The following is a 12641-nucleotide window of genomic DNA, read 5'->3' as shown; positions in this document are numbered from 1 at the left end:
AATGAAGAATGGGACGGCTGAAGCTAATTGCTTCACCGCCCCGCGCTACTTGCAGTTTGTCAATACTTACTTATTTTTCATCAAAGTACTTCTGAGCACCTGGATGAACAGGAATGCCAATACCATCAAGTCCTGTTTCTTTCTTGATCAATGCACCTTTTGGATGCGTCAATTTAGACGTGTTGTCATAAATTGCTTTTGTAATTTCATACGCCAAGTCTTCTGGTACGTCATTTTGAATGACTAGCATAGCACCAACAGATACTGTCGGTGTATCTTCAGCAATTCCGTACGTTCCAGCTGGAATGACTTCTTTCGCGTAATATTGATATTTTTCGATTAGCGCATCTGCTTTATCATCCGCAACAGGGACAATGAAAACTTTTGCAACAGCGTTCAAACCTTCAACCGCTGCTGTTGGTGTACCTGCTGTGATGAATGCTGCATCGATTTGGCCAGATTGTAAACTTTCTTGAGACTCACCGAAGTCCAAATCTTGTTGTTCGATATCAGACATAGACAAACCGTGGATTTCAAGAAGTTGCTCTGCGTTCGCATACGTGCCTGAACCTGGCGCACCTACAGAAACTTTCTTACCTTTTAAATCTTCAAATGACTTAATGCCTGACTTCTCAGTAGTAACCAATTGAACAGTTTCCGGATAAAGTGCTCCAATAGCAGATACTTGGTCAACCACTTCACCGTCGAACATCATTTCACCTTTAGAAGCATAGTACGCGATGTCTGTTTGTACGAAAGCGATTTCAGCTTTTCCATCTTTTAATGCTGTCATGTTAGCAGCTGATGCTTGTGAAACTTCAGCAGTCGTTTTTACACCTGTTTCAGATGAGATGATATCAGCTAGTGCGCCACCTAACGCATAGTACGTACCTTGTGTTCCACCCGTCAATAAAGACAGATAATCATAGTCTTCTTTTGTTTTGTCCCCACTTGCATCATCTTTGCCACCACATGCTGAAAGAACAAGCAATGCAAACATTGAGATAATTGCAAGTATACGCATACCTTTTTTATTCATACAATCTCTCTCCCCTTTTGTAGAGTACTAGTTTCTAACTCCCAACTATTCTACCATGAGTATATAATCACTTGTCAATCTTTCTATGGAATACTCAGTAATTTGCAACCGATTTCATTATTACTAAAAAAGAAGAAGTATCATTACTGCCTACTTCTTCTTTCCGTTTCTCACTCATTCGGCGAAGGTTTGTCTTTTTGCGCATTCGCTTCAAGGTATGTTATGCCTGCTTCGTCTAAATCACGTTTACGGTGTGCAAGTCGAGATGCTGCACACGATGCGACACTCGCAATTAAGTCATCTAAAAATGTATGAACACCGTTCCCTTTTTTGGTGTCTAGATCATTTATAATGCCGATTTTATTTTTATCCAAATGGCCGAATGTCGTTACAGCGATGGAACCATATGTAAAAACGGCTCCTAAAGCAATCGTTTCATCCACTCCGAACAGTCCTTCATCTGAAACAACAATTTGTTGCAATGGAGCTGAAAGTTTGCCCTGTTCGGCTAATTCATCGAGTTCAATACCCACAAGGATTGCATGTTGCAGTTCACGTTTCCTTAACACGCGCTCTACCGAGTCCACACATTCATCCAATTCCAATCCCTCATGATAAGGGACTTGCATTTCATAAACAATTTTAGCGATGTCTTCTAATGTCACGCCTCTGCGGAACAATGCTTCTTTTGTTGCTGTTGTAACGACATCGGAATGGACAATATTTTTACCAGTAAACATAACGTAATTCCTCCTTCGATGATCTTTCGATTTATCAACTATAGTATGACAAAAATCTTTACATTGTACGTTCATTCTAACGTACCGTCCACTTCATTCAACTCGTTGCCCATACAAAAGGTGTATAGCCTGTCCAAGCATTATACCTGTTCACTCCCTTATGGTACAATCTTCGTACACACTCAACTAGGAGGGAACCGACAATGAAATACGGCAAAATTGAAGAAGTGAATTTTTATAGCAATGCGCTGAATGAGGACATGCAACTGCTCATTCATTTACCACAACAATACTCTCCACTATATAAATACTCCGTGTTGTTTGCTTCAGACGGAAAAGACTATTTTCAATACGGACGGATCGGCCGTGTGGTGGATGAGCTCGTTCATGATGGCGAAATTGGGAATATGATTGTTGTTGGCATTCCTTATAAAAGTGTATCCGAACGGCGGAGAATGTATCACCCGGACGGGGATCGACACGAAAATTATATTCGTTTTTTAGCGCATGAACTGGTTCCTTATATCGATGAACACTATCCGACGTATCAAATTGGGGCTGGGAGAGGCTTAATAGGAGATTCACTGGCAGCAACTATTTCATTGCTGACCGCTTTAAAATATCCGAATTGCTTTGGGAAAGTAATTCTTCATTCTCCATTTGTAAATGATAGTGTATTGGAAAAAGTCGAAGCACACAAGGATGTGTCTACATTTTCCATATACCATGTCATCGGAAAAGACGAAACAGAAGTGAAGACAACAGAGGATGGAGTTCAAGATTTCCTTACACCGAATCGACAATTGAACACCCTTATTAAGAAAAAAGGGTTTTCGTACTTCTATGAAGAGTTCGATGGAGACCATACGTGGAAGCATTGGCAAAAGGATGTTCGTCGTTCAATTCAGCATTCATTTCAAGATGAATGATGTCAATGAGGACAAATTGTTATACATTCTGCTATAATTAGCAATATGATGTATGTTTTAAACATTCCAAGAGGAGGTCATTTAGTATGAAATATGGTATCGTAGCATTCCCATCCAAGAAACTTCAAGACGTAGCAAATGGGTATCGAAAACGGTATGACCCACATTATGCGCTAATTACGCCACACATGACAGTCAAAGGCGTTTTCGAAGCAGATGATAAAGAAATAGAACATGTTGCAAAAGCAATCCGTGAAGTTGCGAATAAAAACAAACCATTTGAACTGAACGTTTCAAAAGTGAGCACATTCGCTCCTATTACCAATACCATTTTCTTTAAAGTGACGGAGAATGATGAGTTACTTGCACTCCACAAAGACCTAAACGAAGATTTCTTCGGTAATGCACCGGAATATTCTTTTGTTCCACATATTACAATTGCACAAAAGCTCAGTTCAGGTGAACATGACGATATTATCGGACAATTGAAGATGGTTGGAGTTGACCATACGGAAATTATTGACCGCATTCACCTTCTCTATCAACTTGAAGATGGATCGTGGACTGTATACGAAACGTTTCGTCTTGACGAGGAAAACTGAAATTGATAGATGTTAAAATTGCCCGCTCAGATAGAGAGCGGGATGATGCTTTTTATGTGCGTAAAAAAGTTTTCGTGGATGAACAAGGTGTTCCTATTACATTAGAAATAGATGAATATGATCAGACAGCCAATCATTTTATTGTATACATTGATGAAAATCCGATTGGAGCAGGTCGTATTCGTGAAATTAACAAAGGGATTGCAAAAGTGGAGCGTGTTTGTATTTTACAAGAATTTCGTGGAAAACACTTAGGTTCTTTGATCATGGAAGAACTGGAGAAATATGCGCGTTCTGAAAACATGACGAAAATTGTGCTTAATGCGCAATCTTATGCAGTGCCATTCTATGAGAAACTTGGGTATGTCGTCACATCTCCCGAATTCATGGATGCTGATATTCCCCATCGAGCAATGGAGAAAGAAATTAACTAGTACAGAAAAGAGCAGATTTGATAACCGGGTGGCCGGTTTTCAAATCTGCTCTCTTTTTCATCATCTTTGCAGCTAAGTCATTATTTTCTGCGGTCATTTACACATATGCATTCACCGCAAGACCTTTCCCAACAACATAGGCAATTTCGGGAGACAAGTTTGTCGGGTCTGGGTAAATAAATCCTTTCATTGCAGGAGGGTGGTTACTTGCTGAAGACGGATTTTCATTCTCGTCCATTAACCTCTCCTGTTCTTGCAATAACGTATTATTGAACTTTCCTAACTGTTCTGGATCCAGGTTCACTTTTTCGACTCGATTAATATAAGCAAAATTAGTCCGCCCGGCATTCATGCGATTCGCATACATTTCAGATTGAATTGGTTGAAATGGCAAAATGTAACCCATACCCACACCTCTTTTCAAACGATTTTACTTCTTATTCCCCGTTCTCTACACTATGAAACATTTTTTGAATAAAGAATTAATTTACTGTAGATAAAGTAAAAAACAGAGAGGCTCGCTCTCTGTTTTTTTACGGACGAAAGGCAGCTCCTCGGGTCACTTCAGAAATGAAAGTAAAGGCAAAGAGCGCCTTTATTTCATTTCTTCCGACGTACACGACGTACTAGTGTTGACGTTGCCACAGGACGTGGCGCACTTAGTCGACCAGCGCTTGTCGCGGCTTAACGCCTTTCTTCGCTTTAGGTTACATCCAGCTGCAGGCATCAGCCCCTCGAGTCGCTTCGGTCTTGAGATAAAGGCAAAGGGCGCCTTTATTTCAAGACCTCCGACGGACACGATGTACTAGTGTCGACGTTGCCACAGGACGTGGCGTACTTAGTCGACCAGCGCATGTCGGGGCTAAACGACGCCTTCCGCTTTTGGTTACATCCAGCTACAGGCGTCAGCCCCTCGGGTCACTTCAGACATGAAGCTAAAGGCAAAGGACGCCTTTACTTCATGTCTTCCAGTGCCTGTCGGGGCTAGACGACGCCTTCCGCTTTTGTTAGTTCCCCATCATTTTTTGGATGTCGTTGATGTTGACGGAACTGCCGTTTTTGACGATTGATTTGACGAGTTCGTCTTCCATGTGTTGGGGGACGTTTTTCTTTGCGAGTTTTCCTACCTTCTGAACGATTTTACGGACTTGCCGTTCGTCGTTGAAGTTTGCGTGTTGGATTGCGTTCGCTAGTGCGAATACCTCTTCCATTGGCACACCCGTTTTGGATTCAATCTTCTTGAAAAAAGAATCATTCATATTGTCTATCCTCCCCCTTAGCAAAAGGTCGCTCCCACAATGATCAGCAAGATGAAGAGAACTACAATTAGAACGAATGTGGAACCGCCGTATGAGCCTTTTCCGTAACCGCCATATCCTCCGTAGCCGTAAGGATTGCATCCACCGTACATAAAAATCCCTCCTTCCCTTCCATCTATCGTATGCAGATAGTGGAGAGAAAGAGGGGGCGTTCGCACAGATTATTTTAGACATTGCCTTTTGGTTTGAAAATGAAGGATGCGATGAACGCGAATAGGATGGCAGAACTGATTCCAGAGCTCGTCACTTCGAACATCCCTGTTAACACACCAATTAGTCCATGTTTTTCAGCTTCCTCTAATGCCCCATGTGTTAATGCATTCCCAAAAGAAGTAATGGGAATGGTTGCACCGGTGCCGGCAAAGTCAATAAGCGGCTCGTATAAGCCAAAACCGTCTAAAACGGAGCCAATTACGACTAATGTGCATAGCGTATGTGCCGGAGTCATCTTGAATACATCAAACATGATTTGACCAATGACGCAAATGAGTCCACCTACTATGAACGCAGTTATATAAATTGAAAACAAATGAACCACTCATTTCATCGTTATTTCGACTGCATGTGCAACACATGGGATCGTATCGCCTTGCTGGAAGGTCAATGGGGACAACAACGCACCTGTCGCTATGAGCAACACACGCTTATACTCTTTTTTCATGAGCTTGTTATAAACCTCGGATAAATAAACAGCAGCCGAACACCCTGCACCACTGGCTCCTGACATAAAATCAGGATTATTTCCATAAAACTCCATGCCTGCATCACTGAAATTATCGAACTTCGTAATTCCTTGATTGCCAGCAAGTTTTTGAAAGATCGCAAATCCATTCTTTCCTAAATCCCCTGTCATGATCAAATCATAATCTGTGGAAGAAGTTTGATGTCCATCAAAATGTCGCTTTAAAGTGTCTGCAGCTGCCGGCGCCATTGCGGCTCCCATATTCAAAGGGTCCGTCATGCCCATATCAATTGCTTTGCCAATTGTTCCACATTCAATAGAAGGAAAACCATTTTCATGTGGAGTGACGGCGGCCATGCCCGCTGCAGTGACGGTCCATTGTGCGGTATCTGCCTTTTGTGCTCCATATTCAATCGGATAACGGAATTGCCTTTCAATCGCGTTATGTTGACTAGCAGAACCTGCGATTGCAAGTTTTGACATACCAGCTTCCGTTAAAAGTGCACCCATTAGTAATGAAGAAACAGAAGTTGCACATGCTGAGAATAACCCGATATATGGAATACCAAGCGTGGTCGCCCCGAAATTTGATGGAGTCATTTGATTCACTAAATCACCAATTAATAAATAATCGGCTTGGCTCGGCACTTTCTCAAGTTTACTTAGTGCAATCATACAAGCATCTTCGACTAACTTTGCATGGCCTTGTTCATTCGTTTTCATCTCACAACGTTCATCTTCGTACATTTTGTCAAATTGATGAGAAAATGGACTTTTCTTTTCAAGTGGACCGGCTGTTACACCTGTCGCTACAATGGAAGGTTTTGAAGAGAATGTCAGCAAGCCTTTCACCATGAAACGACTCCTAACTTCACGAGTATCGTTTTAACAAGTGCAACTAGAAATGCCGAGAACACGCCGAATAGAATGACTGAACCAGCCAATTTAAACATGTTTCCGCCAACGCCGAGTACGAACCCTTCAGACTTGTGTTCAATTGCCGCTGAAACGACGGCATTTCCGAAACCTGTTATCGGAACTGCCCCACCCGCTCCACCAAACTGTCCAATTTTTTTATAAACACCGAATCCTGTCAATAGCATTGAAATGAAAATCATTGTTGCGACTGTCGGATTGCTTGCTGTGCGCTCAGTGAAATTAAAAAATAGCATATAAAAAACAGCAATGAATTGGGCGATTAGACAGATAAAACCACCTGTTAAGAATGCTTTAATGCAATTTTTCAATAGAGGTTTCTTCGGTGTAATACTTTGCTCGATTTTTGCGTACTTCTGCTTGTCCATTATGTCTGTTCCTCCGCTAAGGCAATAAGCTCGTGGATTTCTTCGAGTACATCAATTTGCTCTTTATTCAGAATTAGTTTCGTCGTTTCAGTCAAGATCTTACTATCTGCCGATACGAAAACAGACAACTCCGGATACTCTTCCTGCAATTCCTTTTCTATTGCCGAGGCAATTTTCCGCTTATTGAACCTGGAAAATGTTTTGACGCGGATGCCGACAAGTAAATGATCTTCATGAAAAAGGACAGCAGCTCCTTTCACACGGGACTCGTCTTTAATTACTTGTTCAGCTGTACTTGAATTTTCTTCCGTCCCGTTCTCAACTCTAAATTCATTCGGTATACAACCGGACAACAATAACACGAGACACAGAATGGGTAGTAGTTGACGAATCGTCATCAGCCCCTTTTTTTAACAGTATGGACTGTGCATTTGTTTTTATGCATAGTCGTGATGTTTGCCCTAGCCCTACATGAACAGGTGCATAAAGTATAAGGAGTTGAGAAAAGGAGGTGGAATGAATGGGATGTGGAAGAAATGATGACGTCGGAAATGTACGGCACCACGACAGTTGTATTTGTGAAGTGGTCCGTGCCATTAAGCGCGTGCAGGATATCAGAGATGATTTCGACTGCGACGATTGCAAAACTGACTGTTTCCTGACTCCGCTCGGTAGCCTTGTAAGTCCTACAAGACAACGTGCAAATACACGTGTCTTCATGTTGTTGGATGAAAAAGGTAATCCATTCAAAGCATTGTTCAAGAGAAATAGAAGGTTCGCTGAAACAGAAGACACAACGACCTCCGAACAAGGTCGTAGAGAGTGTGCTACATGTTTCTCAATCTTCTTCAGAGTGCAAAAGATTTTTGATAACTGCTGTGCTACATTACAAGTTCTTGAACCTCGCGACGCTAGAGGTAGAAAAGTTGACTTATTTAAACACGGAAAGTTGGATCTTGACGCAGTATGTGAAGTGGAAAGATTCACAGCGACTGGAACGTGTGTCACTGTAGACTTGAAATGCTTCTGTGGCATTCAATGTGTGAAAGACGTGTTTATTGATTGTGACGAAGACTAATCGCAATGCCTGTGGTGCTTATATTGCCTGATCAGTTAACCTGATCAGGCTTTTTCTAATAGCAATGAATAACCTAATACCTTCACCCTTATTTATTTTAGTATACGCTAATAAGGAGCTTCTACATTTAGAAGCTCCCTCTCTACCTGTTAAATTTTCGTATTGAACGATTGACCTCTCCACAAAATATCCTCAATCTTTTCAATTTCAATTTCTTTTACATCTTGATCGGTTTTAATCCAAAGAACATTTCCTTGTACTCGTTGGATGTCCCCTTTCACCTTTTGGCCTTCGACTACAAATTGTAATGGTTGATAGGCCTGTTTTTGAAACGGTCCACTTAAGTAATTGATTTTATTGAGAATACTTATGTTTCCTTCGTCTGTATCTCCTGCTTGTGTAATCGACGGTTGGATTTCAATCGTTTCTTTCACTTCTTCCTCATTCATAAAAAAGACGGAAGTGCTTTCTTCTTCCAGGACTTTCACTTTTACATAGACAGGTGGCCCTTGCACAAATAATAACGGAGTATTCGTGGATATGATAACTCCCCCTTTTTCCGTAGTATATGCGCCTATGTTGGATGAAGTTCTTTTTCGTTTTTATAAACTGCTTATGAAAACTGTTGCTAATCCTAAGTAAATGATAATGCTGATGACATCATTCAATGTTGTAATAAAAGGTCCTGAAGCAACTGCAGGGTCGATTTTCATTTTGTGCATAAACAATGGAATGAATGAGCCAGAAATGGTTGCAACGAAAATCGAAACCAAGATCGCTGCACCGACTAATAATGCGATGATGAATTCATGTTTCCAAATGAAAATGAGTCCGATGACAAAAATTGCACAGACAAGCCCCGTAATTAACCCGGTTCCTGCTTCCCTTAAAAGCAATTTAAACTTACTTTCCTCTTCAACATCTCGTGTCGCAATTCCACGGACTGCAACGGCCAACGCTTGCGTTCCACTATTCCCGGCAGTTCCGGCAATGAGTGGGATGAAAGCAGCAAGTATTGCAACTTGTGAAATCGTATCTGTGAAAAGATCAATTAGATTGGCCGTAAGCATTCCAAGTACGAGTAGGATGATTAACCACGGTATCCTTTTCTTTGCAGCTGATATGGACGTTTTGTCGAAAGAATCCATATTGGAAACGGCCGCGAGTTTGGAGTAGTCATCTGACGCTTCTTCATCAATTACGTCGATAATATCGTCAACGGTAATAATCCCGAGCATATGTTGTTGGAAATCGACGACAGGTACTGCCAGTAAGTTGTAGTCCTGTGTCGTCCGAGCAACATCTTCTTGATCGGCAGACACGAGTACACTGACAACCCGTTCATTCATAATGTTTTTGATTAATGTATCTTCGTCTGTAATGATCAAGTCACGTAAAGATACGACACCTGTAAGGTGATTATCTTCATCTACAACGAATACGTAATAGATGGTTTCAGCGGATGGTGCTTCATTACGCAAAATCGTCATAGCGGATCGCACAGTCGAATTTTGTGGGACCGACACATATTCAGTCGTCATGATTGAACCCGCTGTGTATTCTTCATAATGGAGAAGGGACTTGATCTGTGTAGCCGCTTCTTTGTTCATTAATGTCAAATAACTGGCGATGTGCGATTTATCTAGCTCTTTCAGGACATCTACCGCGTTGTCAACGAACATATAGGAAATCATGTCTGCAGCATACGTCGTGTCCATCTCCTGAAGGAACTCTTTATACTCTTCTTCATCGATTTCGCTCGTCTCAAAAATCTCTGCCAACTCTTTTGGCGAAAGGAAATAATACATCCTTTTACGATAATTGGTATCCACTTTTTCATAGAAAACTGCCCGATCATACGGGTGAAGCATCAAATATTCTTCCCGAAATGATTTGATGTCTTGTTGCTCCAAAGAAGCAATCAGTTTTTCTTCATCGATGACTCTTTCATCGCGTACATCTTCATTTATACTCATGGCTACACCTTCCTTCCATTCCGACATGCATGTTTCTATACTCTATTGGTATGATAATGAATAAGAACCTTACATTCAAGGAGTGATACGATTGAAATTTGATATTATAGGCGATATTCACGGCTGTTATGACGAATTGATCCTACTGATTGAAAAGCTTGGTTATTCAATGGAGTCGGGACTTCCTGTACATAAGGATGGAAGACGCCTTGCATTTGTCGGTGATGCTATGGATCGCGGTCCAAACAGTTACCAAACACTTCTTTTCCTATTCAACATGCAAGATCACGGTCTCTTACTTTACTCTCCTGGCAATCATTGCAATAAACTCTATCGTTTGGCTAAAGGGAATAAGGTTCAGCAAACACATGGACTTGAAACGACTGTCGCTGAATTGGAGGCCATTCCCCCAAGTGAAAAAATACAATTTTACGAACGATATCGTCGCTTTTATGAAGCACTACCCTTATATGTGTCACTTGACGATAGGAAACTCATTATCGCACATGCGGGCATTCGTGAAAATATGATAGGCGAACCATTTTCGAAAAAAGTGGAGACTTTTGTTCTGTACGGCGATATTACAGGTAAAACACATCCAGATGGACGGCCTGTCAGAAGGGATTGGGCAAAATCTTACGTAGGAACACCTTGGATTGTTTATGGACACACACCCGTCCTCGATGCCCGATTTGTCCAGCGAACAGTAAACATCGATACCGGGTGTGTGTTTGGTGGAAAGTTAACAGCAGTACGCTATCCAGAAATGGAGATTGTTTCAGTACCTTCCTTGCAACCATTCTTTCCAGAAAAATTCACATCTTTTGATGCGTAATCAAATGCTCGTTCAACATTTTCATATCGACAGGCATGCCACTTGTGAATGACAGTTGTTCACCTGTTAACGGATGGCGGAATCCAATGGAAGCACAATGCAATGCTTGCCTGTTCAACAATGAGCGAGTACCACCATATAAATCATCACCAACGAGTGGATGGCCAAGCCATTGCATGTGGACACGGATTTGATGTGTGCGCCCTGTATGCAGTACAAGCGATACGCCAGTATATTGGCTGCCAAGACATTCAAAACGGCCAAAGACTTTGGCGTCCGTTCTGGCGTATTGTCCATCCTCCCTTACAATCCGTTCAATAATGCTACCATCTTTTCGTCCAATGGGCTGTTCAATCATTTGCTCATTCCAATCCACCCAACCTTCAACGAAAGCAATGTACTGACGATAAAAACCCGTCATTCTCATTTGTTCGTTTAACAAATGATGGATATGACGATTTTTAGCGATGCAAAGAAGGCCAGATGTATCTCTGTCCAATCTTGTTACAACATGGACGGTAGACGGGACACGCTCATCTGCGAATTTCCCTGCTACTACATTCGCGATTGTTCCACTGGATTGATCTCTCGATGGAATTGTCCCTTGCCCCGCAGGTTTATCGATGATGACGATTGTTTCATCTTCGTACACGATCGATAACGGTCCAGATTCCGGCGTTAACCCTTCACTTGGCTGTTCTATCGGGAAGCAAATCGTTACCGTATCACCTTCTACAAGCGTATATCTAACCGTTTGTTCATTGCCATTGACGAGGAGCTTGCCACCGTCATACTTCACCGCTGTCAATGTTCGCTTGGAGATCCCTTGACGCTGGAGGAAGTCCCGCAATTGTATGTGGTCTTCTTTGACACTGAACTGTAAGGTGAACGGATTATTATTCATCGCTGGAAATGAATGAATCATGTACTCTCGTCCAAAACGGGAATGGTCTGAACCGGCCAAATCGTACCTTTTCGGATGCAACTTTGTATTCAATCGACTTAACGTCTTTATGCAACAGTTGCAAATGATCGATCGTCACCATGAAATCTGGTCCTTTTACAGGTGTCAACACACAACGATGATGGGCAGGCAAAATGAGAGGCGACCCAACTGTCCTAAACACACGATTATTAATCGACGCCATCTCAGTCAATTGGATAGCTGGTAATGATGGATGGATTATTGCGCCACCGAGTGCCTTATTATATGCTGTCGAACCTGACGGAGTCGACATACAAAGTCCGTCTCCACGGAATCTTTCAAAGTGCACACCGTTCAGTTCAACGTCCATTACAAGCGTCACTTCAGGAGATTTCACGGTCGATTCATTGAGCGCCAAATACGTTGTAGCTTTCTCTGTTTGACGGTAATTAATCGTCACTTCAAGCAAAGGATACTCGATGACGTTATATTCTTTCCGTGCAATTGACAGCACTAGTTTTTCCATCTCTTCCGGTTTCCAATCTGCATAAAACCCTAAATGTCCAGTATGGATACCGATAAAAGCGGTCTCTTGTAAACGATGGATATGTTTGTGGAATGCATGCAATAATGTACCATCGCCACCAATTGAAAGGACAATTTCCGGTTCCGTTTCATCAAAAACAAGTCCGAAATCTGTCAAATAGTCGACCGCTTCATCTTTCAAACGATTAGACAAGGCATCATTTCGGCTTTGAATCGCAAATTTCATCGCTCA

18 protein-coding genes are annotated in these 12641 nt (G+C 41.8%); 5 read left to right on the top strand and 13 right to left on the bottom strand.

Annotated elements, in window-relative coordinates; translation table 11 throughout:
* Positions 1–70 precede the first annotated feature (70 nt).
* Positions 71–1039 carry a TAXI family TRAP transporter solute-binding subunit gene (locus QT711_RS05840; protein WP_317942573.1) on the bottom strand — a complete coding sequence of 323 codons (969 nt, stop codon included), beginning with the start codon at positions 1037–1039 and terminating at the stop codon, positions 71–73.
* A 170-nt stretch (positions 1040–1209) separates the two neighbouring features.
* Positions 1210–1779: a phosphatidylglycerophosphatase A family protein gene (locus QT711_RS05835; RefSeq protein ID WP_317942572.1), complete on the bottom strand. Its 570-nt coding sequence runs from the start codon at positions 1777–1779 to the stop codon at positions 1210–1212.
* Between the two features lie 203 nt (positions 1780–1982).
* Here QT711_RS05835 and QT711_RS05830 point away from each other — a divergent pair, with 203 nt between their 5' ends.
* From QT711_RS05830 to QT711_RS05820, 3 genes are all read left to right on the top strand, one after another.
* Positions 1983–2708: an alpha/beta hydrolase gene (locus QT711_RS05830; protein WP_317942571.1), complete on the top strand. Its 726-nt coding sequence runs from the start codon at positions 1983–1985 to the stop codon at positions 2706–2708.
* Between the two features lie 86 nt (positions 2709–2794).
* Positions 2795–3310, top strand: coding sequence for a YjcG family protein (locus QT711_RS05825; protein ID WP_317942570.1), 516 nt, complete (start codon positions 2795–2797; stop codon positions 3308–3310).
* Positions 3311–3312: 2 nt separating this feature from the next.
* Positions 3313–3744 carry a GNAT family N-acetyltransferase gene (locus QT711_RS05820; RefSeq protein ID WP_317942569.1) on the top strand — a complete coding sequence of 144 codons (432 nt, stop codon included), beginning with the start codon at positions 3313–3315 and terminating at the stop codon, positions 3742–3744.
* Positions 3745–3841: 97 nt separating this feature from the next.
* Here QT711_RS05820 and QT711_RS05815 read toward each other — a convergent pair whose 3' ends face one another.
* From QT711_RS05815 to QT711_RS05785, 7 genes are all read right to left on the bottom strand, one after another.
* Positions 3842–4150: a hypothetical protein gene (locus tag QT711_RS05815; protein WP_317942568.1), complete on the bottom strand. Its 309-nt coding sequence runs from the start codon at positions 4148–4150 to the stop codon at positions 3842–3844.
* Positions 4151–4751: 601 nt separating this feature from the next.
* A complete protein-coding gene (locus QT711_RS05810; RefSeq protein WP_317942567.1) occupies positions 4752–5003 on the bottom strand; it encodes a stage VI sporulation protein F in 252 nt (83 codons plus the stop codon).
* A 17-nt stretch (positions 5004–5020) separates the two neighbouring features.
* Positions 5021–5155, bottom strand: coding sequence for a YjcZ family sporulation protein (locus QT711_RS05805; RefSeq protein ID WP_317942566.1), 135 nt, complete (start codon positions 5153–5155; stop codon positions 5021–5023).
* A gap of 74 nt (positions 5156–5229) precedes the next feature.
* The gene (gene spoVAE / locus QT711_RS05800; protein ID WP_317942565.1) at positions 5230–5592 is read right to left on the bottom strand and encodes a stage V sporulation protein AE; all 363 of its coding nucleotides are present in this window, start codon (positions 5590–5592) and stop codon (positions 5230–5232) included.
* 9 nt (positions 5593–5601) lie between these two features.
* Positions 5602–6600 (bottom strand): stage V sporulation protein AD, encoded by a 999-nt coding sequence (locus QT711_RS05795; RefSeq protein ID WP_317942564.1) that lies wholly within the window; start codon positions 6598–6600, stop codon positions 5602–5604.
* A complete protein-coding gene (gene spoVAC / locus QT711_RS05790) occupies positions 6594–7049 on the bottom strand; it encodes a stage V sporulation protein AC (RefSeq protein WP_317942563.1) in 456 nt (151 codons plus the stop codon). The genes QT711_RS05795 and spoVAC overlap by 7 nt, the downstream gene beginning before the upstream one ends.
* Positions 7049–7447: a hypothetical protein gene (locus QT711_RS05785; protein WP_317942562.1), complete on the bottom strand. Its 399-nt coding sequence runs from the start codon at positions 7445–7447 to the stop codon at positions 7049–7051. Before QT711_RS05785 ends, spoVAC begins: the two co-directional genes overlap by 1 nt.
* 122 nt (positions 7448–7569) lie before the next feature.
* On the opposite strand from QT711_RS05785, the gene QT711_RS05780 reads away from it, so the two are divergent.
* Positions 7570–8127, top strand: coding sequence for a CotY/CotZ family spore coat protein (locus QT711_RS05780; protein ID WP_317942561.1), 558 nt, complete (start codon positions 7570–7572; stop codon positions 8125–8127).
* A 149-nt stretch (positions 8128–8276) separates the two neighbouring features.
* Here QT711_RS05780 and QT711_RS05775 read toward each other — a convergent pair whose 3' ends face one another.
* Both QT711_RS05775 and mgtE read right to left on the bottom strand, forming a co-directional pair.
* Complete coding sequence (locus QT711_RS05775; RefSeq protein WP_317942560.1) at positions 8277–8642, bottom strand: hypothetical protein; 366 nt, start codon at positions 8640–8642, stop codon at positions 8277–8279.
* Positions 8643–8729: 87 nt separating this feature from the next.
* Complete coding sequence (mgtE, locus tag QT711_RS05770) at positions 8730–10130, bottom strand: magnesium transporter (RefSeq protein ID WP_398295679.1); 1401 nt, start codon at positions 10128–10130, stop codon at positions 8730–8732.
* Positions 10131–10194: 64 nt separating this feature from the next.
* Here mgtE and prpE point away from each other — a divergent pair, with 64 nt between their 5' ends.
* Entirely contained in the window at positions 10195–10938 is a 744-nt protein-coding gene (prpE, locus tag QT711_RS05765) for a bis(5'-nucleosyl)-tetraphosphatase PrpE (RefSeq protein ID WP_317942559.1), read from the top strand.
* On the opposite strand, the gene QT711_RS05760 is transcribed toward prpE, so the two are convergent.
* Positions 10919–11863, bottom strand: coding sequence for an RluA family pseudouridine synthase (locus tag QT711_RS05760; RefSeq protein ID WP_317942558.1), 945 nt, complete (start codon positions 11861–11863; stop codon positions 10919–10921). The genes prpE and QT711_RS05760 overlap by 20 nt on opposite strands.
* Positions 11835–12635 (bottom strand): NAD kinase, encoded by an 801-nt coding sequence (locus QT711_RS05755; RefSeq protein ID WP_317942557.1) that lies wholly within the window; start codon positions 12633–12635, stop codon positions 11835–11837. The genes QT711_RS05760 and QT711_RS05755 overlap by 29 nt, the downstream gene beginning before the upstream one ends.
* Positions 12636–12641 lie beyond the last annotated feature (6 nt).

Origin of the sequence: Sporosarcina saromensis (assembly GCF_033253735.1) — a bacterium.
Taxonomy (GTDB): domain Bacteria; phylum Bacillota; class Bacilli; order Bacillales_A; family Planococcaceae; genus Sporosarcina; species Sporosarcina saromensis.
The sequence above is the reverse complement of the archived record's forward strand: the minus strand, read 5'-3'. Positions and strand labels throughout refer to the sequence as shown.